The sequence below is a fragment of the Paenibacillus caui genome (assembly GCF_019904135.1).
In the GTDB taxonomy this organism is placed as follows: Bacteria; Bacillota; Bacilli; order Paenibacillales; family Paenibacillaceae; genus Fontibacillus; species Fontibacillus caui.
Window position 1 is genome coordinate 71,851 of sequence record NZ_JAIOGQ010000014.1, and the last position, 22,826, is coordinate 94,676.

Annotated in this window: 19 protein-coding genes; 7 read left to right on the forward strand and 12 right to left on the reverse strand. The window is 52.0% G+C overall.

Annotated features, from left to right (window positions below; genetic code table 11):
* Window positions 1-13 precede the first annotated feature (13 nt).
* From K7397_RS10295 to ilvB, 4 genes are all read right to left on the reverse strand, one after another.
* A complete protein-coding gene (locus K7397_RS10295) occupies window positions 14-1,543 on the reverse strand; it encodes a 2-isopropylmalate synthase (protein ID WP_223067867.1) in 1,530 nt (509 codons plus the stop codon).
* 198 nt (window positions 1,544-1,741) lie between these two features.
* Complete coding sequence (gene ilvC, locus K7397_RS10300; protein ID WP_223067868.1) at window positions 1,742-2,734, reverse strand: ketol-acid reductoisomerase; 993 nt, start codon at window positions 2,732-2,734, stop codon at window positions 1,742-1,744.
* Window positions 2,735-2,920: 186 nt separating this feature from the next.
* Window positions 2,921-3,406, reverse strand: a complete 486-nt coding sequence (gene ilvN / locus K7397_RS10305) for an acetolactate synthase small subunit (protein WP_420488774.1) — start codon at window positions 3,404-3,406, stop codon at window positions 2,921-2,923.
* Window positions 3,406-5,151 carry a biosynthetic-type acetolactate synthase large subunit gene (gene ilvB, locus K7397_RS10310; protein ID WP_223067869.1) on the reverse strand — a complete coding sequence of 582 codons (1,746 nt, stop codon included), beginning with the start codon at window positions 5,149-5,151 and terminating at the stop codon, window positions 3,406-3,408. Before ilvB ends, ilvN begins: the two co-directional genes overlap by 1 nt.
* Before the next feature lie 663 nt (window positions 5,152-5,814).
* Between ilvB and K7397_RS10315 the strand changes: the two genes are divergently transcribed.
* A complete protein-coding gene (locus K7397_RS10315; RefSeq protein ID WP_223067870.1) occupies window positions 5,815-6,270 on the forward strand; it encodes a GNAT family N-acetyltransferase in 456 nt (151 codons plus the stop codon).
* Here the strand turns inward: K7397_RS10315 and K7397_RS10320 are convergent.
* The 5 genes from K7397_RS10320 to K7397_RS10340 all read right to left on the reverse strand — a co-directional run bounded on the left by K7397_RS10320 (window position 6,264) and on the right by K7397_RS10340 (window position 9,373).
* Window positions 6,264-6,572 carry a hypothetical protein gene (locus K7397_RS10320; RefSeq protein WP_223067871.1) on the reverse strand — a complete coding sequence of 103 codons (309 nt, stop codon included), beginning with the start codon at window positions 6,570-6,572 and terminating at the stop codon, window positions 6,264-6,266. The genes K7397_RS10315 and K7397_RS10320 overlap by 7 nt on opposite strands.
* Window positions 6,573-6,709: 137 nt before the next feature.
* On the reverse strand, window positions 6,710-7,069 hold the full coding sequence (gene rplT, locus K7397_RS10325; RefSeq protein WP_223067872.1) for a 50S ribosomal protein L20: 360 nt from the start codon (window positions 7,067-7,069) through the stop codon (window positions 6,710-6,712).
* 36 nt (window positions 7,070-7,105) lie between these two features.
* A complete protein-coding gene (rpmI, locus tag K7397_RS10330; protein ID WP_223067873.1) occupies window positions 7,106-7,306 on the reverse strand; it encodes a 50S ribosomal protein L35 in 201 nt (66 codons plus the stop codon).
* Window positions 7,307-7,338: 32 nt separating this feature from the next.
* Window positions 7,339-7,833: a translation initiation factor IF-3 gene (infC, locus tag K7397_RS10335; protein WP_223067874.1), complete on the reverse strand. Its 495-nt coding sequence runs from the start codon at window positions 7,831-7,833 to the stop codon at window positions 7,339-7,341.
* A 298-nt stretch (window positions 7,834-8,131) separates the two neighbouring features.
* The gene (locus tag K7397_RS10340) at window positions 8,132-9,373 is read right to left on the reverse strand and encodes a glycosyltransferase family 2 protein (RefSeq protein ID WP_223067875.1); all 1,242 of its coding nucleotides are present in this window, start codon (window positions 9,371-9,373) and stop codon (window positions 8,132-8,134) included.
* Window positions 9,374-10,061: 688 nt separating this feature from the next.
* Between K7397_RS10340 and K7397_RS10345 the strand changes: the two genes are divergently transcribed.
* Entirely contained in the window at window positions 10,062-10,592 is a 531-nt protein-coding gene (locus K7397_RS10345; protein WP_237690829.1) for a phosphatase PAP2 family protein, read from the forward strand.
* Between the two features lie 53 nt (window positions 10,593-10,645).
* Window positions 10,646-11,785 carry an MGDG synthase family glycosyltransferase gene (locus tag K7397_RS10350; protein ID WP_223067877.1) on the forward strand — a complete coding sequence of 380 codons (1,140 nt, stop codon included), beginning with the start codon at window positions 10,646-10,648 and terminating at the stop codon, window positions 11,783-11,785.
* A gap of 113 nt (window positions 11,786-11,898) precedes the next feature.
* Here K7397_RS10350 and trmB read toward each other — a convergent pair whose 3' ends face one another.
* Window positions 11,899-12,606, reverse strand: a complete 708-nt coding sequence (gene trmB, locus K7397_RS10355; RefSeq protein ID WP_223067878.1) for a tRNA (guanosine(46)-N7)-methyltransferase TrmB — start codon at window positions 12,604-12,606, stop codon at window positions 11,899-11,901.
* Between the two features lie 459 nt (window positions 12,607-13,065).
* On the opposite strand from trmB, the gene mnmL reads away from it, so the two are divergent.
* Genes mnmL through K7397_RS10375 form a run of 4 tightly spaced genes read left to right on the forward strand, consistent with a single transcriptional unit; the run spans window position 13,066 to window position 16,041 of the window.
* Window positions 13,066-14,019, forward strand: coding sequence for a tRNA modification radical SAM protein MnmL/YtqA (gene mnmL, locus K7397_RS10360; protein ID WP_223067879.1), 954 nt, complete (start codon window positions 13,066-13,068; stop codon window positions 14,017-14,019).
* Window position 14,020: 1 nt separating this feature from the next.
* Entirely contained in the window at window positions 14,021-14,602 is a 582-nt protein-coding gene (gene mnmM / locus K7397_RS10365; protein ID WP_223067880.1) for a tRNA 5-(aminomethyl)-2-thiouridylate-methyltransferase MnmM, read from the forward strand.
* Between the two features lie 54 nt (window positions 14,603-14,656).
* The gene (locus K7397_RS10370; RefSeq protein WP_223067881.1) at window positions 14,657-15,058 is read left to right on the forward strand and encodes a VOC family protein; all 402 of its coding nucleotides are present in this window, start codon (window positions 14,657-14,659) and stop codon (window positions 15,056-15,058) included.
* 38 nt (window positions 15,059-15,096) lie between these two features.
* Complete coding sequence (locus tag K7397_RS10375; RefSeq protein ID WP_223067882.1) at window positions 15,097-16,041, forward strand: alpha/beta fold hydrolase; 945 nt, start codon at window positions 15,097-15,099, stop codon at window positions 16,039-16,041.
* Between the two features lie 189 nt (window positions 16,042-16,230).
* On the opposite strand, the gene K7397_RS10380 is transcribed toward K7397_RS10375, so the two are convergent.
* Both K7397_RS10380 and K7397_RS10385 read right to left on the reverse strand, forming a co-directional pair.
* Window positions 16,231-21,141 (reverse strand): GH32 C-terminal domain-containing protein, encoded by a 4,911-nt coding sequence (locus K7397_RS10380; protein WP_223067883.1) that lies wholly within the window; start codon window positions 21,139-21,141, stop codon window positions 16,231-16,233.
* A 193-nt stretch (window positions 21,142-21,334) separates the two neighbouring features.
* Window positions 21,335-22,810: a glycoside hydrolase family 32 protein gene (locus tag K7397_RS10385; RefSeq protein WP_223067884.1), complete on the reverse strand. Its 1,476-nt coding sequence runs from the start codon at window positions 22,808-22,810 to the stop codon at window positions 21,335-21,337.
* Window positions 22,811-22,826 lie beyond the last annotated feature (16 nt).

Genomic DNA, 22,826 nt, shown 5'->3' on the forward strand with positions numbered 1-22,826 from the left:
CCGTTATTGGCCTTTAGCCTTGCACATTTTCGAAGGATTTGCGGCGTTCGGCTAGTCCGTTGAGCGCATCGATATAAGCTCTTGCGCTGGCTTCCAGAATATCTGTGCTGACCCCGCGGCCCTGTGCGCTCAGCTTGCCCTGACCGAGCACAACATGAACCTCGCCCTGGGCATCCTTGCCCCGGCCAACCGATTTGATCGAATAGTCAGAGAGGGTAACCTCTTCGCCCGAGGCTTTGTCAATCGCGTTATAAATGGCATCAACCGAACCGTTGCCTTCGGCCTCTTCCGTCACTTCGCTTCCCGCCACGGTCATCCGTACTTTGGCGGAAGGCACGGACTCGTTGCCGTAAGTTACATAGATCGTTTCCAGATGGAATACCTCCGGTCTTTCGACCAACTTCTCCTCCAGAATAGCTAAAATATCCTCGTCGGTAACGTCTTTCTTCTTGTCAGCCAGCGTTTTGAATTTGGCGAACGCTTCATTTAAACGCTCCTCACTCGCCGTATATCCCAGATCCAGGAGCTTCTCACGGAAAGCGTGCCGTCCTGAATGTTTGCCCAGCACAAGCTTGCTTTCTTTCAGGCCGATCGTTTCCGGGGAAATAATTTCGTAGGTGCTCTTCTCCTTCAGCATGCCGTCCTGGTGAATGCCAGATTCATGAGCAAACGCGTTCGCTCCGACAATCGCTTTGTTGCCTGGAACGACCATGCCTGTCAGCTTGCTGATCAAGCGGCTCGTACGCGCAATTTCACTGAGCACAAGCGATGTCTTGGCACCAAAATAATCCTGACGCGTTTCCAGCGCCAGGGCGATTTCCTCAAGCGCCGTATTGCCGGCGCGTTCGCCGATGCCGTTGATCGTACCTTCGATCTGGTCCGCGCCGTTCAGAATAGCCGCCAGCGCATTCACGGTTGCCATACCCAGATCGTCATGACAGTGGGCGCTGAGCTGGATCTTTTCAATACCTTCCACATTTTCCTTAAGTGTCTTAAAAATATTCCCATATTCATACGGGGTTAAATATCCAACCGTATCAGGTACGTTGAATACCGAAACGCCTTCACGAACGGCCATGGAAGCAACCTCGCTCAGAAAATCGATCTCCGTGCGGCCGGCGTCCTCAGCGGAAAATTCAATCTGTGAAAAATATTTCTTCGCGTAACGGATCGCTTCCTTCGCCGTTTCAATGACCTGGTCCTTCTCCATTTTCAGCTTATACTTCCGATGGATCGGGCTTGTTGCCAGAAAAAGATGAATCCGGGCGTCTTCAGCGCCCTTAAGCGCTTCGTAAGCCGCATCAATGTCCTGGGTTCGAGATCTCGACAAGCCTACAATGGTTGACTTCTTAACGGCACGCGCCACCGCATCCACAGCAGCCAGATCGCCGGGAGACGCGGCAGGAAAACCCGCTTCGATCCGGTCGATGCCAAGCCGCTCCAGCTGAAGCGCAATTTCCACCTTTTCCCGTGTGTTGAGATTTACGCCGGGAGACTGTTCTCCATCCCGCAATGTCGTATCAAATATATAAATTTTCCTCATGCCTGCACCTCCTTCAAGTAAATGACGGGTCTTTCCTTCAAACCCAAAGATGCGGCCCACGCAAATCAATTGCACGGCCGCATCAACTGAAGGCAAAAGACCCGCCTTTTGGCTTCCCCCGAAAGCAGCGTAGAATCCGGCTGCTTGCTGCGATGATCACACGCCCGAGGAAGCCTATCTTAAATCCTTAGTATAGACTTATTTCTTAATCCAGTGCATCAGACCACGAAGCTCAGCGCCAACCACTTCAATTGGATGAGCGGCTTCATTGCGGCGGGTAGCCGTCAGGAATGCACGGTTGGACTGGTTCTCGAGAATGAAGTCGCGGGCAAATTTGCCTTGCTGGATATCTGCCAGCACTTCTTTCATCGCTTTTTTCGTTTCATCGGTTACAACGCGTGGACCCGTTACATAGTCGCCGTATTCAGCCGTGTTACTGATGGAGTCGCGCATCGTAGCCAGGCCGCCTTCATAAATCAGATCGACGATCAGCTTCAATTCATGCAGACATTCGAAGTAAGCCATTTCCGGAGCATAGCCTGCTTCGGTCAGCGTTTCAAAACCGGCTTTGATCAGGGCGCTTACGCCGCCGCACAATACAGCCTGTTCACCAAACAGGTCCGTTTCGGTTTCTTCGCGGAAGGAGGTTTCAATAACCCCGGCGCGCGTACAACCGATCCCTTTTGCATAAGCAAGACCGATTTCTTTGGCTTGTCCGGTTGCATCCTGATGAACCGCAATCAAGCCTGGTACGCCGAATCCGTCGACATAAGTGCGGCGAACCATGTGTCCAGGAGATTTTGGAGCAACGAGCAGCACGTCGTTATCTTTGGAAGGAACGATTTGACCGAAATGCACATTAAAGCCGTGTGCGAACAGCAGAGCTGCGCCCTTCTTCAGGTTAGGAGCAATCTCTTTGTTATACACAGCTGCCTGCGTTTCGTCAGGCATCAGAATTTGCACGACATCCGCGCGGCTTGTTGCTTCGGCTACGGACAGCACTTCAAAGCCGTCCTCTTTAGCCTTGTCGAAGGACTTGCCTTCGCGAAGCCCGATAATAACGTTCAAACCGCTGTCGCGGAGGTTTTGGGCGTGAGCATGACCTTGGCTGCCATAACCGATAATCGAAATGGTTTTGCCCTTTAATACGTTGAGTTCTGCATCTTGTTCGTAATACAAAGTAACTGCCATGTTTATGAATCCTCCTAGTAATGATGTTTCGCCGTTTTCGCTGCAGCGAATAGCGGCGTTTTTCCTAACCCTTCAACCTAATGAGCGGGTATTTCAGACGACCTACCTACCCAAGATCGCCTCAAACCCCCGCTCATTAGAAGCGGGTCTTATGAACATTTTTTTAGGCGTTGCCCGATACAAATTCTAAAGATTGCCCCGCGTCATAGCCGTTACGCCCGTCCGCGACAATTCCTGAACGCCGTAAGGCTTCAGCAGCTCCAGCATCGCATCAATCTTATCCGTATCTCCTACAACCTGCACCATCATATTTTTCGTGCCGATATCGACAACCGCTGCCCGGAAGGTTTCAACCAGACCCATAATTTCCGGCCGTTCCGCCGGCTCCGACTTGACCTTGATGAGCGCGAGCTCGCGGGATACCATCGGCATGGTGCTAAGATTCACTACTTTGATCACATCGATCAATTTATACAGCTGCTTTTCAATTTGCTCCAGTGTATGGTCGTCTCCCTTGGTGACAATAACCATCCGGGAAAGACCGGGTTCTTCCGATTGCCCGACCGTAATGCTTTCGATGTTGAAGCCGCGCCGGCCGAACAAGCCGGACACCCGCTGCAGAACGCCAGGCTGGTCATTTACTAATACCGCAATCGCATGGTTCATCATCATTATTCACAGTCCCCCATCAACATTTGATCAATGGTAGAACCCTGAGTAACCATCGGATAAACATTTTCTTCCTTGTGGACCACGAATTCTACCAGCACCGGTCCCGGTGTTTCAAGCGCCTCCTGCCAAACGGCCTGCGCCTCTTCCTTGTTTGCAGCCCGCAGCCCCTTAACGCCGTAAGCCTCGGCAAGCTTCACGAAATCAGGACTTCCGGCCAGATCGATATGGCTGTAACGATTGTCATAAATCAGCTCCTGCCACTGTCTGACCATGCCCAGCACCTGGTTGTTGATGACGACGATTTTGACCGGAATGTTGTTGATCGCGCAAATGGCCAGCTCCTGGGAACACATCTGCATCCCTCCGTCGCCGTTGATCGAGATGACCAAACGGTCCGGATGAGCCATCTGCGCTCCGATAGCGGATGGGAAGCCGAAGCCCATCGTGCCCAGCCCGCCGGACGTAATCCATGAGCGCGGCTGATTGAATTTGTAGTACTGTGCCGTCCACATTTGATGCTGCCCAACGTCCGTTGTCACAATCGCCTGTCCATGTGTCGTCTCGTCCAGCATTTCGATGACCCACTGCGGTTTGAGTCCGTCGTTAGTATCCTTGTACTTGAAAGGCTTCTCCGCCTTCCAAACCCGGATCTGGTCGCGCCAGGCGTCCGCCTTGTCCGTGCGCTTTACCATCTTGTTCAGCTGCTTCAGCACCGTCTTGACATCGCCGACGACCGGGATGTCCGCATGCACGTTCTTGCCGATTTCAGCCGGGTCAATATCGATGTGGACGATCTTCGCTTTCGGCGCAAAGCCGTCCAGCTTCCCGGTTACCCGGTCATCGAAGCGGGCCCCGATGCAGATCAGCAGATCCGATTGCTGGATGCCATGGTTCGCCGTGTAGGTGCCGTGCATTCCCGGCATGCCCATCCACAGGCTGTTGCCGCTCGGGAAACTGCCGAGACCGAGCAGTGTAGTCGTGATGGGAATTTCGGTCCGCTCCACAAACTCAAGCAGCTCTTCATGGCCTCCAGAGTAGACTACCCCGCCGCCGGCGAGAATGACCGGACGCTCGGCTTCTTCGATCGCGGCCGCCACTTTCTCAAGCTGCAGCCGGTTCGGCGTGATCGTCGGATTATATCCGCGAAGGTTCATCGTTTCACTAGGCTCAAACAGCACCGTCGCTGCGGATACATCCTTCGGAATATCGATCAGCACCGGCCCTTTGCGTCCGCTGTTTGCGATATGAAAAGCCTCGTGGATGACCCTTGAAAGGTCTTTAACATCCCGGACCAGGTAGCTGTGTTTCGTAATCGGCATAGTGATGCCGGTAATATCGGCTTCCTGGAAAGCATCGGTGCCGATAAGCGTCGTTGCCACATTCCCGGTGATGACAACGAGCGGAACCGAATCCATGTACGCCGTCGCAATGCCCGTCACCAGGTTGGTTGCCCCCGGACCCGAAGTGGCGATGCAGACGCCAACCTTGCCGCTGGCTCTTGCATAGCCGTCAGCCGCATGGATGGCCCCCTGTTCGTGGCGGGTGAGCAGATGGTGGAAATCGCTGAAACCGTAGAGCGCGTCATAAATATACAGCACCGCTCCTCCCGGATATCCAAAGACACATTCCACCCCTTCAAGCAGCAAGCTTCTAAGTAAAATTTCCGAACCGGTAATGACCTCCGGCTTCATCCATTTCTCACGTAATTGTTCTGTAGACCGCATTTCTGGAATTTGCGTTTTCACTTTGGGTCTCCTCCTCTTTAGGATTAGCGGGCAGTTTTTTCGTTATGATCTCCATATCATTGTCTTAACAACAAAAAAAACCTTTCGTCCCTCTTGCAGAATAGCTGCACTAGAGGGGCGAAAGGTTATTCCCTTACGCGGTACCACCCAAATTCACAAGGCACTTCACAATGCCAAGTCTTGGCGGGTAAGAAAGAACAGGATACATGGTATTCCCTTACCCAAAGTCCGTAACGTAGACCGTACGATTCCCCCTAATAACCGTCTTCTGCGGTATACCTTCCGGACAGAAGCGCTTTTCAGGGAAACAGCTCCGAGGTGAGCTCGCATTTAAGGGAATAATGGTGGTGGTCTCAGCAAATCCATCCACTCTCTGAACATAGAGCCCTTAAACCTTCGTCCTCTTCATAGCCGTTGGTTTATAGCGTTAAATTGTTAAAATGGTTAGGAACATTATATGATTCCTTACACGCGTAGTCAAGAGTTTTCAAAATAAAATTTTACGTCACCCTCCGCGGCTTCGAATCATAGGATAAGCAAGGGCGCATACCGAAAGGATGCCGGACGCACGCTGGCATCCTCTTTAGTCCTTTTTAGGGCTCAGGGATGAGAACAGCGTCTGTTCCCGCATGCTTAGTCCGAAGTCGAAGGAGGAGTACGCAGATGATTCGTTATCGGAGGCCAAAACAGGACGACCCGGTCATCTACAGACTGATTGAGAAGGAGCTTGTCCCAAAGAGCCACCTGTCTGCAGATGAACTGGAAAAGATCCGAAAAAATCTTCCCGATCGCATGAAACACGGCGTAACTCTTATAGCCGCCCCCCATTATGAAGCCGATCCGGTCGCTTTTATCCACTTCATGATTCACGGCGACCTGCTCTTTATCGATATGATAGCCGTTGCCAAAGAGCATCAGCTGAAATGTTACGGCAAGTCGCTTATGGCGCAAGCCGAGAATTTTGCCGCCTCCAGGGGCTGCAGCCGGTCAAAAGTAATGGTGGACGGGGGAAATGCCCGCGCCCACCTATTCTACAGCAAACTGGGATATCACACCCTTCGGTTTATGCCACAGACTCAATGCTTTGAAATGGAGAAGCCTCTATCTTCCCGTCAGTAGTAATACCCTCCGTACGGATAACCTCCATAACCAGGGTAGCCGTATTTGGGATAACCATAACCAGGATAGCCATAGTAACCGCCATAGGCATACGGTGCTGTGCCAATAGCCAGCAGATCAAATAACACAAGCGGCAATATAGCTTTGGTTCTTACTTTCTTTCCGGATTGGGGCTGGACATACAGACGTCCGCCTCTAATCTTTACCAGTTTGCCTGTAACCACACTGCCGTCTTTTTTATAGGCAACGATTTTTTTCCCTACCAGTTGTTTAGCTTGTTTTTCAATAGCGCCACGGTTCATAAATTCCCCTCCTCCTCACGTTTCTCCTCTTAATGTATTCAACGGAGAAGGTTGCCGCCTGTATTTTAGCCTGTATAAGCCAAAAGGGCGTCCCGGTTTCGGGACGCCCTGCCAGCTAAAAGCCGGGTATTTACTATTTACGCGTTGATCTTCTCTTTGGCAACTGCGGCCAAGGAATTGAACGCTGCAATGTCGTTAACAGCCAGATCCGCAAGGATTTTGCGGTTGATGTTCACTTCGGCCAATTTCAGGCCGTGCATCAACTTGCTGTAGGACAGGCCGTTTTGGCGTGCTGCAGCATTGATACGAACGATCCACAATTTGCGGAAATCGCGTTTCTTCTGACGACGGTCACGGTATGCATACAGCAGGGATTTGTTAACCTGCTCTTTAGCCGTTTTGAAGATGCGGTGTTTGGAACCGAAATAACCCTTTGCGAGCTTAAGTACTTTTTTATGACGACGACGAACGACGAATCCGCCTTTAACTCTTGCCATATCAATAAACCTCCCAGATAAATTGTATAGATATTACTACTTCAGATTAGCCAAGCCTTGTTTCAGACGGCTTACGTCGCCGGAATACATAACCGGGCTGCCCGCGAGCACACGTTTAGCGCGTTTCGATTTATGGGACAGAAGGTGGTTTCTGTTGGCTTTGTAGCGTTTAACTTTACCGGTTCCCGTAATTTTAAAGCGGCCTTTCAGGCTGCTGTGGGTTTTCATTTTAGGCATTTGGTCTTCCTCCTCAAAGTTTTAAATTGCGTTTAGGCTTTTGGCGCTAAAATCATGATCATGCTGCGGCCTTCCAGCTTGGGCTGGCGTTCGACGCTCGACAATTCCGCCACTTCCGTCTTCACGCGCTCCAAAATTTTCTGGCCGATATCCGCATGAGTAATCTCACGTCCGCGAAAGCGGACAGAGCATTTTACTTTGTTGCCATCATTCAAAAATTTGATCACATTACGAAGCTTTGTCTGGAAGTCGTGTTCCTCGATGTTGGCACGGAACCAAACTTCTTTGACATCGACGATTTTTTGATTTTTACGGGCTTCCTTTTCTTTCTTCTGCTGCTCGTAACGGAATTTGCCGTAATCCATAATCCGGCACACCGGCGGTTTGGCCGTTGGCGCTACGTTCACCAAATCCAGATTCAAGTCGATCGCCATTTGCAACGCTTCACGAATCGGTTTGATGCCGATCTGTTCGCCCTCCGGACCAACCAAACGCACTTCCCTTGCCCGAATCTCGTCATTGATCAAATGTTCCTTACTGATAGTTCTCCACCTCCAAAAAGTTCGCCGCAGCAGGCGGCTAAAGTAGGACTTGAAAAATAAAAGGGATGCGGATCAGACACCCGCATCCCAAATTGACCGTCAATTCATCATGAACATACACATTCATAATTCACTCGGATCAAAACCAGCCAACTGACGTCGGTCAGGTGAGAAGCAAAAGGCCTCTGCTTGCAATCCATATGTTTGCAACACTTTTGTTAATATAACATACGCTAATCGCCTATGTCAACAACTCTTTGAATAATAACTTTCGCCCCATCCCTTATCCCTGTTTGCTCGTCTGCACCTCTTCCAGCCGTACAACACGTGTATGCTGGGTATGGCTCCATTGTTTGTTGTTCTGGGTAAAGAACGCATAGAACGTAATCGGATACCAGGAGATCAGGTAGACCGGGAACAACACCAGATAGAGATAGACCTTTTTAAAAGTAACCCGCTCCAGACCCATCGCAAGCAAAAAGGTCACGATATTGGCGCCAACCGCAACAAATGAAGCCCACATCGGCAAAAAGGAATAGAGCGTTGCAAAATGCGGTCCGCTAAACAGGTACTGGTCGGCCCAAATCAAGGCTGCAAGCAAAAATGTGATCAATACGATATATACATTGACCGCATAAAGCGCCATGTCAAGCTTGATAAGGCTCCGTTCCTTGATGCTTCGCCACAGCAGAGGCAAGAAGTATCTGCGCGCCACTGTAAAATGGCCTTGCATCCAGCGGAGTCGTTGACGAGAGGACGCCTTAAAGGTAAGCGGCTTTTCGTCAAACAGCTTGGCGTCATAGTTAAAGACCGGATAAACGCCGCGGTCGACACAGCGCATGGTAAACTCCAGATCCTCTACTAGGCTTGTCGCTCCCCAGCCCATTTCCTTGAGCAGCTGTGTTTCGAAACACATCCCTGTTCCTCCAAGGAAATTGGCCATTTTCAAGTTGTGGCGCGAAAGCTGCCACAAACGGTTCACATACCAGTAGGAAATGCCGTAAGCCGCCGTAATCCAGGAATCTTCCGGGTTTTTGGTATCGATATATCCCTGAATGACTCTGGCCCCGGAGCACAGATCGTTGTTCATCTCCTGCAGGAAATTCGGATGCGCCAGATTGTCGGCATCAAACATCACGATACCGTCGTACTGCCGCGGCATTTCCCACAGCTTCTGGAGCATCCACTCAATAGCAAAGCCTTTGCCCCGCTTGTTCGGATTGGTGCGGACACAGGCGTTCATCCCGTGACTGCGGACAACTTCAGCCGTACGGTCCGTACAATTGTCGCAGATGACAAACACGTCGTACAGCTCTTTCGGATATTTGAGCAGCTTCAAATTCTCCATCAAGGCGCCAACAACCCGCTCTTCATTGTGCGCCGCAACCAGTATGGCAAAAGATTTCGTCGGTGCATACTGCTTTTTATGTTTCTTTCTGTACATGCCAAACAAAGAGAATACGAATTGATATACGGCAATTACCGCCAGTATGACCTGGAGGGAAATCAGAATATCGCCAAACATAATTCTCTGCAGCCCCCTTTTTTTTAACCCTGATGAATTATTTTTTGTTTTCTTTCTCTTTCTCTCTAGATCATCCATGCTTTTTTTCTCTGGATGTTGGTTTTTCGGAAAACTTTGTTTTCCATATGACCCGCTTGATTCGATATTGCAGCTAATGCCGGTAATCCTCCAGGGCTCGGTGATGCGCCATAACGATTCTCCACGACTTTAGAGCATTTGTCAAAAGCTGATTTCCGCTTATTTCAGCTTAATTAGCTTAAAAACAGCCGAAGAAGCTCGCTTTGCTGCAGCGTATCATTCTACCCTTGGTTTCAGACCAGCTTATTTCTTATTTTCATCATTTTTAATCCTTTTTATTTCCTCTTGCCCTCCTTTTTTAAAATTTCAGGAAGACCAGAATTCTCCGGTGGCCGGATCGCCATTTTGATCGCCTTTAACTATTACGAAACTCAGGGCCAAAAAGTTTACATTTCAGCTCATTTTATTTTAAACTTATTGCTTATCATTGAATCATTCCAATTCAGCCACTAACCCAAAACTAAACAAAACCGTCACAAAGAAACAAGGCGGAGCATTTTCTATAAAAGCCCGTCCTGAAAATAAAAAATATGATACATTAGATCAAGATATTCCAGAATATTTCCTTGAAGGCCTTGCCGGGGATGACATGAAGAGAGGGGAGTCTGCTATGCAGCCGCAGTTTTTCGACAAGCTCAAGCTTTTGGATCAGCGTTTGTTTGTAAAAATAAATACCGGACTTCACCGCCGTTTTCTCATTTCCTTACTTTATTATATTACCCACCTGGGGGGTGCCATTTTTACCATTTTGGCCTGTATGGCGATCTGGCGTTTTACGTCGGGACCCTGGAGCACAGCCGGTTTAATGAGCCTTACGGCTCTTGCGGCCAGTCATATTCCGGTTGCCATAGCCAAAAAAACCTATCCGAGGCTTCGTCCTTATCTCGCGTTGCCGGGAACCCATACGTTTCGGAATCCGCTTAAGGATCATTCTTTTCCGTCGGGGCACACTACGGCTATTTTTTCAGTTACCGTACCTTTTATGATTCTCCAACCCCTGCTGATTCTTCCGCTGCTGCCTGTAGCGCTGACAGTGGCTCTTTCCCGAATTTATTTGGGACTCCACTACCCTTCCGATGTGCTTGCAGGGGGAATTATTGGTACGATAGCGGCGTTTGGGACGGTTGCATTATGGCCTTAAAGGGGATATTGTATTTATAATGGTAAAACCTTGCGGGAAAAGGTGAAACTAAAGTGCATAAACAACGAATACTGCTGTTATCGGAGGGTTTTGGAGCAGGGCACACGCAAGCGGCGTACGCGCTCTCTAGCAGTTTACGCGAAATTGCGCCAAATGTGCAGACTAAGGTCCTGGAGCTTGGAAGTTTTTTAAATCCAAGAATGGCGCCTTTCATCATCACTGCTTACAAAAAAACCGTTTCATCCCAGCCTCGTCTGGTGAGGATGATGTATCGCAGCAACTATAAAAAGTCTTTAAACAAATTTACGACGCTGGCGCTGCACCGTATTTTTTATACACAGACGTCCCAACTGATCAAACAGCTGCACCCGAATGTCATCGTTTGCACGCATCCGATTCCAAGCGCAGTCATTTCAAGAATCAAGCGTCTTGGACACGATGTGCCTCTCTGTACCGTCATTACGGACTACGATGTTCACGGGGCCTGGGTCAGCCGCGAAGTGAACTGCTATCTGGTTTCCACCAATCAGGTGCGGGAAAAGCTGATTGAACGGGGTGTGGAGGACTCCAAAATTCGCGTAACCGGCATCCCGGTTCACCCGAACTTTTGGGAGCGGCACAACAAGGAGGAGATTCGGGCCAGCTTCGGCCTGAACAATCTGCCGACCGTTCTCGTCATGGGCGGCGGCTGGGGCTTCATGAAGGATGAAGCGGTGAACTCCCTGCTGGCCAGCTTCCGTGATCAGGTTCAGATTATATTCTGCTTTGGCAACAACACAAAGCAGCTGCAAAAAATGCAGGAGGATCCGAGGTTCCAGCATCCGAATATCCGTCTGCTCGGTTTTACGCGCGAGGTTGACAAATTGATGGAATTCTCCGATCTGCTTGTTACCAAACCGGGCGGAATGACCTGCACGGAAGGTCTCGCAAAGGGAATTCCGATGCTGTTCCACAAGCCGCTTCCCGGTCAGGAAGAAGAGAATTCCGAATATTTCACTTCCCAGGGCTGGGGTACGCCGATTACCTCGCTGAATGCGATTACCGCCTGGATGGACCGGCTTATCAACCATTATGACGAGGTGGTCAAGAAGCGCCTGGAAGTGCTTGAGAAGATCAACCGGTATCATCCGACCGGCAGCGCCCGGGCGATCATTGAAATGCTCGAGCAAAGTCAAAAAAAGGTGATCTCCTAACGGGAGAGCACTCAAAAACGAATAAGAATATGTAAAATGGGCCGCTAGTGAATAGCGGCCCATTTTACATATTCTGTATTCGTTTTACCCTGAGGTCAGCAGTTACCCGGCTATCAGAACATGCCCATCTTCCGCTCTTCGTACCGCCGAAGCGCCTCCTTGCCAACGATCACCTCGCAGCGATGAATGTTCATTCCCTGCGCATGAAATTTGCTTTCATATTCGGTCATCACATGCTTCTCGTTCAGCCCGTCCCGGTGCAGGTTAAGAGTAATGTCGCTCATCTGCAGACCGGAAGCCGCAAACGCATTAAGCGAAAATTCAAAAAGAGTTTGCGAATCCGTTTTAAAGTGAATTTCCCCATTATCATTGAGCAGCTTCTTGTACTTGTCCAAAAAACGAGGATGCGTAAGGCGCCGGCGCCCATGCTTTGTCTTCGGCCACGGATCGCTGAAATTCAGATAAATCCGTTCAAGCTCCCCCTGCTCAAAGAATTCTTCGATAAATTCAATGTTGCCCAAAGCCAGATTCAGGTTGGGCGGGTGCCCTTCCCCTTCCAGGGACCAGGCATTTTTTGCTTTCTCACCGGCTCTGCGGATCAATTCGTCATACATATCCATGCCTATGAAATTGATATCCGGATATTTGACGCTCATGCCGCTGATGAACTGCCCTTTACCCATGCCAAGCTCGACATGGATCGGACGGTTATTGCCAAACCTTTCACTCCAGCGTCCTTTATACTCCCGGGGATCCAGAACAACCAGACCCGGCTGGCTCTCCAGGTTCTCCCGGATTCCTTTTCTTCCGCGCAAACGCATGTATTATCTCCGCCTTCTTGTTTCCTCATTTAGTACCTGACACTATATTTTGCCTAAGATTAATGCAAATGTAAAGGGCAAAGCGTAATGAAAAAGGAACCCGCAAGGCCGCCAAAAATACGGCAAGGTGGATTCCTTTTTCTTATATTTGGAATTGGGGTCCAACAAAGTTATCACTCGCAGCCCGCCTGACCGAAAAGACACAGCCCAAGTATAGGCGGAAGTACGAATGCCGGACAAAATACTCATCGATCATGGAGCCTCAAGGCAGCCCCATCTTGGGTTTCGCTTATATAAAATAGCATATTAAGCAGAGCAAAGCAAGGAATCAAAACCAAGGTTGATTCCCCTTTTTTCACTATTTTTGATACAATAAACTAGTGTACGCAGCCTTCGCCGCTTGACCTGCGCCAAAGGCTGCGTTTTCATAACAAGATTGATAAAACAAAGGAGTCACCCATGAGTATACAAATTTCCTCATCCCCCCTGCTGTGGAGTGAGAAACGATTTCATACATGGAATACCGAAATGCGGGAGCAGTTCGGTGAAAAAGTGTTCAAAGTGATGCTCGATGCGGGCTTCACCTGCCCGAACCGGGACGGCACGATCGCCAAGGGCGGCTGCACCTTCTGCAGCGCAAGAGGCTCCGGCGATTTCGCCGGCCGCAGGCGGGACGATCTGGTCACCCAGTTCAACACGATCCGGGACCGCCAGCACCAGAAATGGCCGAACGCCAAATACATTGGTTATTTCCAGGCGTATACGAACACCTATGCTCCAGTGGAAGAGCTTCGCGAATATTACGAGGTCATTCTCGAGCAGCCTGGCGTGGTCGGGCTGTCTATTGCCACGCGTCCGGACTGCCTCCCGGATGACGTGGTGGATTATCTCGCCGAGTTGAACGAGCGGACCTATCTCTGGGTTGAAATGGGACTGCAGACGATCCACGAATCGACGTCTGAGCTCATTAACCGCGCGCATGATACCGAGTGCTATCTTGAGGCGGTCGAGAAGCTCCGGAAGCGGGGAATCCGCGTTTGCGCGCACATCATTTACGGATTGCCGCAGGAGACGCATGAAATGATGCTCGAAACCGGCAGGGCCGTAGCAAATATGGATGTTCAGGGCATCAAGATCCATCTGCTTCACCTGATGCGGAAGACGCCAATGGTGAAGCAGTATGAAGCGGGCCTCCTGCGCTTTCTGGAGCAGGACGAGTATGTGAAGCTCATTGTCGACACGCTGGAATTTCTGCCTCCCGAGATGATCGTCCACCGGCTTACCGGCGACGCTCCCCGGGACCTCTTGATCGGCCCGATGTGGAGCCTCAAGAAATGGGAAGTCCTCAACGCCATTGACGATGAGCTGAAAAGCCGGGACACGTGGCAGGGCAAGTATTGGAGAGGACGGTGATATGGGCTTCCTCTCCGTCTTGAGCTTCGCCCGCCAGCTTGTGTCCCAGCGCCTTCAGCCCGGCGACACGGCCGTTGACGCTACAATCGGAACCGGAGCGGATACGCTGTTCCTGGCTGAGGCCAGCGGCCGCAAAGGGCATGTGTTCGGCTTTGACATTCAAGCCGAAGCCCTGTCCCTGGCAAGGAATCGCCTTGCCAGGGACAACAGCGCCCGGCTGGCGAAGGTGACGCTGCTTGAGCGCAGCCACGCCGAAATGGCCGAGGCGCTGCCTAAGGAACATCACGGCCGGGTAGGCGCCGTGATGTTCAATCTCGGCTATTTGCCGGCCGAGGGGGCCGACAAGGCCGTCATTACGCAGCCGGAGAGTACGATCGCGGCGCTGGACGCCGCTCTCCGGCTGCTTCGGCCGCGCGGCGTCATTACCGCGGTCGTGTATCCCGGCCACGAAGGCGGGCTTGCGGAGGCGGCGCGGGTCGAAGCCTGGGCTGCCGCGCTTGATGCGGCGGCCGGACAAAGCATGATATACCGGCAGCTTCAGCGCGCCGTCGCTCCCTATCTGATCGCCATAGAGAGAAAATAGCAAGCTTTATGGCAAACTATTTTATAATCATATGATTCAAAAGGGGATTGTCTGATGAGTGTACACAAAATAGAGCATGTCGGAATCCGGGTCTCTGCGCTCGAGGATTCCGTTGAATTTTACACCCGGGTGATCGGCCTTAAGCTGCTGCATACAATCGGAGCGGTTGAAGACAGCGTGAGGCTGGCCTTCATGTCTTTTCCAAACCAGAATAATGTTGAATTGGAACTGGTCTATAAAAAAGAGCATGAGGAGCTGGCGAACGAAGGGCGGGTCCACCACATCGCCTTTACGGTCAGCAACATCGAACAGGAGTATGCCCGAATTTCGGAGCTTGGCCTATCGGGCCTGGATCCGGTAATCAGAGATCTCCCCGGAGGCAGCCGCTTCTTTTTCTTCAATGGGCCGGACGGCGAGCGGATTGAGTTCTTCGAGCCGGCGCTGCCGGGAAGCTAAAGCGGATCTCCACTTTCGGTGAAAGGATGTCAGGTATAATGATGGAGTTTCCCTTCTCGATGATCAGTGAGGACGGCCAGTCTGTTCACGTGTACCACTGGGCGCCTGCGGATCGTTCCATCCCTCCGAGAGGCGTGATTGAAATCGTCCACGGGATGGCAGAAACGGCCAAGCGCTATGAAGAAGCTGCGGCAAAATTCGTTGAGAAAGGCTTTCTGGTCTATGCCGCCGATCTGCGCGGACACGGCCTTACGGCCTCGCAGCAGGGGGCCCTCGGTTATGCCGGCAAGGACGGCCACAATGCCATGGTCAAGGATACACTTAAGCTTGGCCAGGAAATACGCAAGAAGCATGAAGGGCTTCCGCTGTTTCTTTTTGGCCACAGCATGGGCTCCTTTCTTGTTCAGAAGATTATGTACACCGCACCGGAGATTTATGCCGGATTTCTGCTGACAGGCACCTGCGGAGCGCGACCCTTCATTTCCATCGGCGAAAGAATCGCCGCTCTGCAGTGCCGTCTGCAAGGGGACCGTAAGCCAAGCCAGCTGCTGAATGGCCTAGTATTTGGTCCTTACAACCGCCAGTTTGCGCCTGTGCGTACTCCCTTCGACTGGCTTACCCGCGATGAAGAGGAAGTCGACAAATATATTGACGACCCGTGCTGCGGAGAACTGTGCAGCGCAGGGTTTTTCTGCGATTTCTTCCGGCTGCTAAGCGAAATTCATCGGCCTTCCTCGATGGCCAAAATTCCGAAGGAGAAGCCTGTTTTTATATTTTGCGGGGAGCAGGATCCGGTCGGGCTTAACGGCAAAGGCGTTCGCCGTCTGATTGACGGCTACGGCAGACTTGGACTGAAGGATTTCGAATGGAAGCTGTACCCCGGAGCCAGACATGAGCTGCTGCATGAGATTAACCGGGATGAAGTGATCCGGGACGTTATAGGCTGGCTGGAAAGGCACACTTTGGAGCAACCGTCAGGTTGAAATTTGCAGGCAGAGCAGCTTACAAAAGCCGCTAGTTCTTTGCGACATGTGAAAAATACCCCCAAACAGTAGAAACCTCGGGATTTCACTTTTGGGGCGGATTCAGCTGCTTTGACTTTGCTTCGGACCTTTGGAAACATACAGCAAGCCCCGTCAGCTTAAGGCTGACGGGGCTATTTGTTTATTCCTTTAGTCTATTTCGCCAGGAACAGCCGCAGCCGCGATCTCCTGGAGCTTCCATCTCTGGGAGGCGCGCGAGTCATCCCTTGCCTGCAGGAACACCGTGCCGTCGCCGGCAGCCTCCAAAGCCATGCTCTCATCACGCTTCGATACGATGGAAACAGTACCGTCCTCATGCGGGATCATTTTCCACCGCTGATTGTCATAACCGAGATACGGGTACAGCTGAATCCGGTTCTGCCCCGTATCCCAATCAAGCGATTTGCCGCTAATGGCATTTCGTATCGTGTATACGCCCTCTTCAACTTCAAAATAAACCCATCGCTGTTCTTCCGCAGAGGTGTCCTGCTGCACAAGGACTCTCGAGAAATTGTCCTGGCTCTCCGCGCCGAGGACCAGGCCGCCCAGTTCGTTAGCCAACCGGTAGACTCGCGAGTCTACCGCCGTCATTCCGGTGACATTGACATTTTGATAATAGATCGTCCCGTCAAATACGTTAAGCCCGAACTGTCCCTGGTTGTAGGTGCCATTCTGCAGATCGATTACTTTATTCCCGGCGAAGTAGATCTGGATCCGGCGTCCCTCGGCCACGATTTTTACATGGTAGGTTCGGCCCGTCTCAATCGTCATCGGAACCGTTGCCAGCACTTGTCTCGGCTCTACGTCACTCTTTCCGGGCGCCTTGTAAAATAGCCGCAGCGAGCGCATATTTGGATCCATATTGAAATAATAGGCGCCGGAGCCGTCGGCATTCGATCTGAACAGCATGGAGCCGGCTCCCTTTGAAGTCAGTGTGACATCCGCCTCATACGTGAAGTCGGCCGCCTGGACGGCAGACATGTAATTGGCATCCGTGCTGTAGGCCCCCCGGATTCCCAGCTCCGTAGGAACCCACTCAGCATCAGGGGATTCTTTCCATCCATCTAAATTCGTGATGAAGGTTCCAACGGTGACGACCGCCGAGCCTCTTACCGACCCGTCCGCGGTTCTGGCCGTCACAACGGCATTACCGGGAGCTACCGCTTCAAGAACGGCGCTCTGTGCGTCGATTGGGGTTACTTTAACAATCTCCGGATGGTTTGTTTCCCAGACGAGCTGCTCGTCAGCGGTATAAGGCAGCGCGCTCGCAAAGATACGCCGCGTGTCCCCTGCCCCCATTTCAAACTTGCTTCGGTCTAGTACAATTTTCTGCGCCCTTTCCCCTGTCAGCGGGGTATCTGTCCAGACATTCTTCAGCGGGCATACCTTAAGCGATTTCACAACGGCGCTGCCGTCTTTCACGTAAAAGCTCATCCCGCTTCGTGCGGCATCCGGAAAAATCAGGTCCGAGATGACAGTCTCCCCATCACCCCCGAACACCTCAACCGATGATGCGTCGACGAGAATCCGCAGCCGGATGAGGCCGTTCTTCGGCTCTATAGCCGCCTCGTGCCTGGTTGTAAAACCCGGGGCGAAGTCGTTTCGCCCGGACGCGGACCGGTCAACAAACATTTTGCCCTGATCGCGCTTGTATCCGACAACGGTCTGCTGATCTCCTCCTTCCCGCAGCCTGAATCCAAATTCGGAGGCTGCTCCGGCCTGGGGCAGTTCAATTTCCGCATCTATCTGATAAGCATTTCCGTATATCCCCGACAATAGATTGGCCGTTTCCGGCGTAACGCTTACGCCGCTCCATTTATGAGGCTCTCCCCGCAGCGCTTCCAGTTCGGCCACCGGCTTCTGCACAAGCCGTATCCCTTCATCCGTCTCCTTCAAAGACAGCTCGCGCGGGAACGTGAACTGCCCTTTCCAGGGCGAAGTAGGAAAGCTGAACGTGTAGTTCCAGTTGGTCATCCAGGACAGCATAATGCGGCGGCCCCCGGGTTCATTGTAAAAAGAAGTTGCGGCATACTTTTCTTTGCCGAAATCCGTCTTCAGAATGGTTCTGACAGGGTTGTCATTCAGAAACTTCCCGTCGGCCGTAAACTCGCCGATAAAATATCTGGCATCCGATCCCCCCGTTTTGACATGCGCCCCGGTGCTGATCATCAGCACCCACTTTTTCACCCCGGTGCCATCCACAGCCAACTGAAAAAAGTCCGGGCACTCCCATATCCCTTCCTGCAACTGTCCGTCTACCGCGATCTCGTCAAACCCGAATTGGTCTGTCCGCGTCCAGTGGATCAGGTCCGTTGAAGTAAGAAAGTGGATATTGTCCCCGCCGGAAACAACCATAACCCATCTATTGTGCTCTTCATCCCTTACCACCTTCGGGTCGCGGAAATCCCATCCGCCATCAGCTCCACCAGGGTTCCCGATAATCGCCTCGTCGCCATAATACTCCCAGGTTCTTCCCCGATCCTTGCTGTAAGCCAGCCCAATCTTCTGATTGCCGCCCTGCTTATCCGGATTGAAGGAGGTATAATAGGCGATCAATCCCTTTCCGCCGGAGTCCCCGAACAAACCCGAAGCGTTGGTCAAATCCGCGACAGCCGCACCCGACCAAATGTGTCCCATATCGTTCCATGCCAAGGCAATCGGCATACGCTTCCAGTGGAGCAGGTCCTTGCTGATGGCGTGCGCCCACTGGCCGCCGTCCTGATGAAACAAGTGGTATTCTCCTTCAAAATAGACCAGGCCGTTCGGGTCGCTGGCCCACCCTCTTGCCGGTGAATAATGGTACTCCGGACGGTACAATTCCGAGGAATATTCATCCAGGGGGGTCACGTAAACATTTTGGAAAAAGGCTGTGCCCCCGCGGACTGAAAGCCCGGCATAGTTCCCCGAAAATTCGTTGTCTTCGGCTGTAATTGCCGGGTCCGCATAGCCGTCAATATGAGCTTCTATAGCCGATCCTTTAACTTTAATTTCAATGTGATGCCGCTTGCCGGCGGCAACAGGATGGCTGCCGCTGCCTAAAAGCGCCAGATCATCGCCGTTTCTTTTATACAGCTCCGCCTTGCCGTCAGGCGAAAGGGTTAACATATAGCCTTGCGTGCCCGCCTGATTTGCACGGAACAGCAGTCCGGACGCGCCCGGATTCTGCGGGTCGGCCGTAACGTCCCCTTCCAGCAGGTAATCAGCTGGATGATCCTTCGCCGCAAAGCCGGTATCCGCAAGCCGCAAAGCCCATTCTCCAGGTGATGCGCTCCCTCTCATGCCGGCTAAATCGGGATTCCACTCGCCTCCGCTCGCTGCCCAATCCTTCAGATTGGTCGCTATATTGCTCACATAGATATTCTCGAACCGAACGGAACCGCCATAGACATGAAGACCAAGCAGTCCCTCCTGCAACCGGGAATCTTCCGTCTGGATGACAGGATTATATTTGCCGTCAAAATAAACCTTGAGCGCAGACCCCACGGCCTTGACGCGTAAATGATATATTTTGCCAATGGCGAGTAACGCGCTTTTCTCCAGCATCAGCCCGCTTCCCGTCTCCCCCTGGCTCACATCCATCAAGCGAATCATCTGAGCCTTATGGTCAAGCTGAACCAGATAAGCCTCTCTGCCGCTGTCATCCGAACGGATGACAAGCGAGCCCGCTGCGTTAGCCGTGAGCAGGGTGATGTCGGCATCAAAGACGAAATCACGGCTTTTCGTTCCTGAAAGCGCAATCCCGGTTTGCGGTGAAGCGAGCAGCAGGCCGGAAGAGTCCTGGCTGATCCCCCCGTGTTCACGCACCTGCCAGCCGTCAAGATTTGTTTTGACCCCGGAATAGTCCGCGTTCAGGTCTGTAAACAGAATGTTCTGAAAAACAGCGCTGTTGTTGTTGACGTGAAGCCCCAAATACCCGCTGCTGTATGAGCTGTCCTGAATATCGATCAGAGGGCTTTGCTCGCTATTCCAAAAAACCTGAATCCGGGTTTCCTCCGCGATCACCTTCAGATGATACGGCTGACCCGGATCATTCAAAGCGACAGCCTGCTCAATGAGCAGAGGGTCCGGCACCTGGTCATTGGCATCCTGGAGCCGCACCTTTCCCGTTCCGGCATCCGATTGCTCGAATTGCAGCAAATAGGAGCCCCAGCCGTTCTCATTGGACCGGAATACGAGCGACGCCGTTCCCCCGGTCTTTAGCGGTGTAATATCAGCTTCATAGATAAAGTTGCCGGCGGCATTGCCGGAAAGGGCAAAGAAATTGCCCGCAGAGGTCAGTTTCATCCCCTGTGCAGTCTTTTCAAGCGTTCCGTTCTCCAGTGTCCGCCAGCCGGTCAAATTCGTGATCACGGCAGAGCTTTCGGGCCCGATATCCTCCGCGTTGACGTTTTGAACCAAAACCTCGCTGTCCCACACAATAATGCCGAGCTGTCCCGAGGTATAGCTTCCGTTTGTCAGATGGATGATGGGAGTGGTCATATCTGCAAAATAAACTTTAATATCCGTTTCCCCGGCCTCGATCTTCACATGATAGGTTTGTTCCGGTTCCAGTTTCTGCGTGGGGGTATAGATGTCGCGGATTCCGCCGTCTATCAGGCGAATTTCGTTTTTAGAGGGTACAAGCTGCAGTTTATAAGAATTCCAACCGCTTTCATCGGAGCGGAAGACAAGTGAGGTATGTCCGGTAGCGCTCTTCATCGTGAGATCCGCTTCATAGACGAACTGGTCCATAACAGGCGAAGCCATCATGACCGTATTTGTTCCGAACGAGGTAATCAGCTTGCCGCCGGACTGTGTCGTCCAATCGTTGCCTTCCTTTTTGGTCCAGCCGGGCAGGTTGGTGCTCCACCCGTCAGGCTCCGTGCTGACAAGCGAAATATCGTCTGTCAATGAAGCCTGATCAAGATCGCCCCGGAGCGTCCAATTGGCCGGATCGGTGACAACCAGGGAGCTGCCCGTCTCTTCAGCCTGTGCCGGATTTCCTGCCAGCAGATTTGGCAGGCACAACATAAAAACCAGAGCCCATTTCAAGCTAAACACCAATCTTGTCTTCACTTCCATATTATTCCTCCTCGACAAATGGATTGGAACAAGGCATCCCGAAAACTTGCCGCTCTATCCTTGATAACGCTTACGGACAGCCTTTAACAAAGGCGCCCACACTGGTGTGGACGCCCGTTGTTTCGCTGATCTGCATGTACAGCAATACTGCTGCACCTTGGATTTTGCTTTTGTGCTTATCGCTTTTGGATGATCACTTTTCGCTTATTGCTCCGCTTTTCGCTGCTGGGTGCAGAGCAAGCTTCCATACATCCAGAGACTCGAGGCTTACCGCGCCCTGCGCGAACAAATGGATGCCGAGGCTTGAGGAAGCCGGATAAATCCGGTTCGTCATCGTCTTTCTCCCCTCGTTCATAAACAGCTCTACCGAGGATGTGTCCAGGAACAGGTGCAGCCGAACCCGACCGTCTTCCATTGGCGCAAGCTCCACTTCGCTGATCCCGCCGTTTCCGGCGCCGGCACGATTGCGGTCCATCTGCAGCTTGCCTTCGCCATGACTGTAGGAAATTTCCGTGTACTCGGCTCCGTCATCCGAGCAGCGCAGCCGAATGCCGAATGTCCCGTCCGCCTGACCGGATACATCAATAACCGCGCTGATTTCGAGTGAATCGCCTTCCAGATAAGGCAAAGCCAGCGTCCCATGTTCCGGGATAACCACGTTGGTATAGCTATGATGCTCTCCCCGCAGCGACTTCAATTCCTCGACCGGAATAAACCGGAGCGTGCCGTCCTCAGCCAGTTTCAGCTCACGCGGCAAAGTAAACGAGCCCATCCAGCCGTCCTCCCGCTCCGGCATATCCGCTCCCCAAATGTTCATCCAGGCGTACATGATCCGGCGGCCGCGGGCGTCCACCATCGTCTGCGGAGCATAGAAGTCAAAACCGTAGTCCACGCGTTCTGCGTGGCGCAGGTCGAATTTCAAGCCGGTATAGTCGAACTTCCCGGTCCAATAAAACGTCTTTGTGATGCCCATATTCATCGGCGAAAAAATAAGAACATGATCATCCTCGGCTCGGCCAAGCGGAAACAGATCCGGACACTCCCACATATCTCCCATCGTCCCGTCGCTTTCTGCGGCCGGACCGTGGTAATGCCAGCTGCGGAGGTCGGAAGACGAATAGAGCAGCGCTTTGCCCAGCCCGTCTTTTCCATAACCAACGACGAGGTACCACGTATCTCCTCTTTTCCATACTTTCGGGTCGCGGAAACCAAAGCATTCCTCGTCTGGCGGACCGGGGATGACCGGATTCTCCGGCAGTTTCTCAAATACGATCCCGTCGCTGCTGAACGCAATGCACTGCACTTCTTCCGGAGAATTTCCGTCCACATGTCCGGTATAGACGAGCACAAAAGTTCCCTGATCGTCCACCGCACTGCCCGACCAGCAGCCGGAAGCTCCTTCCCCTCCTTTGTCATAAGACTCGGATGGAGCAAGCGCAACCGGGAGATGCTCCCAATGCACCAAATCCCTGGATTTGGCATGGCCCCAATGCATCGCGCCCTGAAACGGGGCGTAAGGATAATGCTGATAAAACACATGGTATTCACCGTTATAATAGCTGACGCCGTTGGGGTCATTCATCCAGCCTGCAGGAGGCATCAGGTGATAATGCAGTCTGTAGCGTTCATTGCTTATTGGCGTTTTATCTTTTTCGGTTATTGGACTCACAGCAGGTCACACTCCT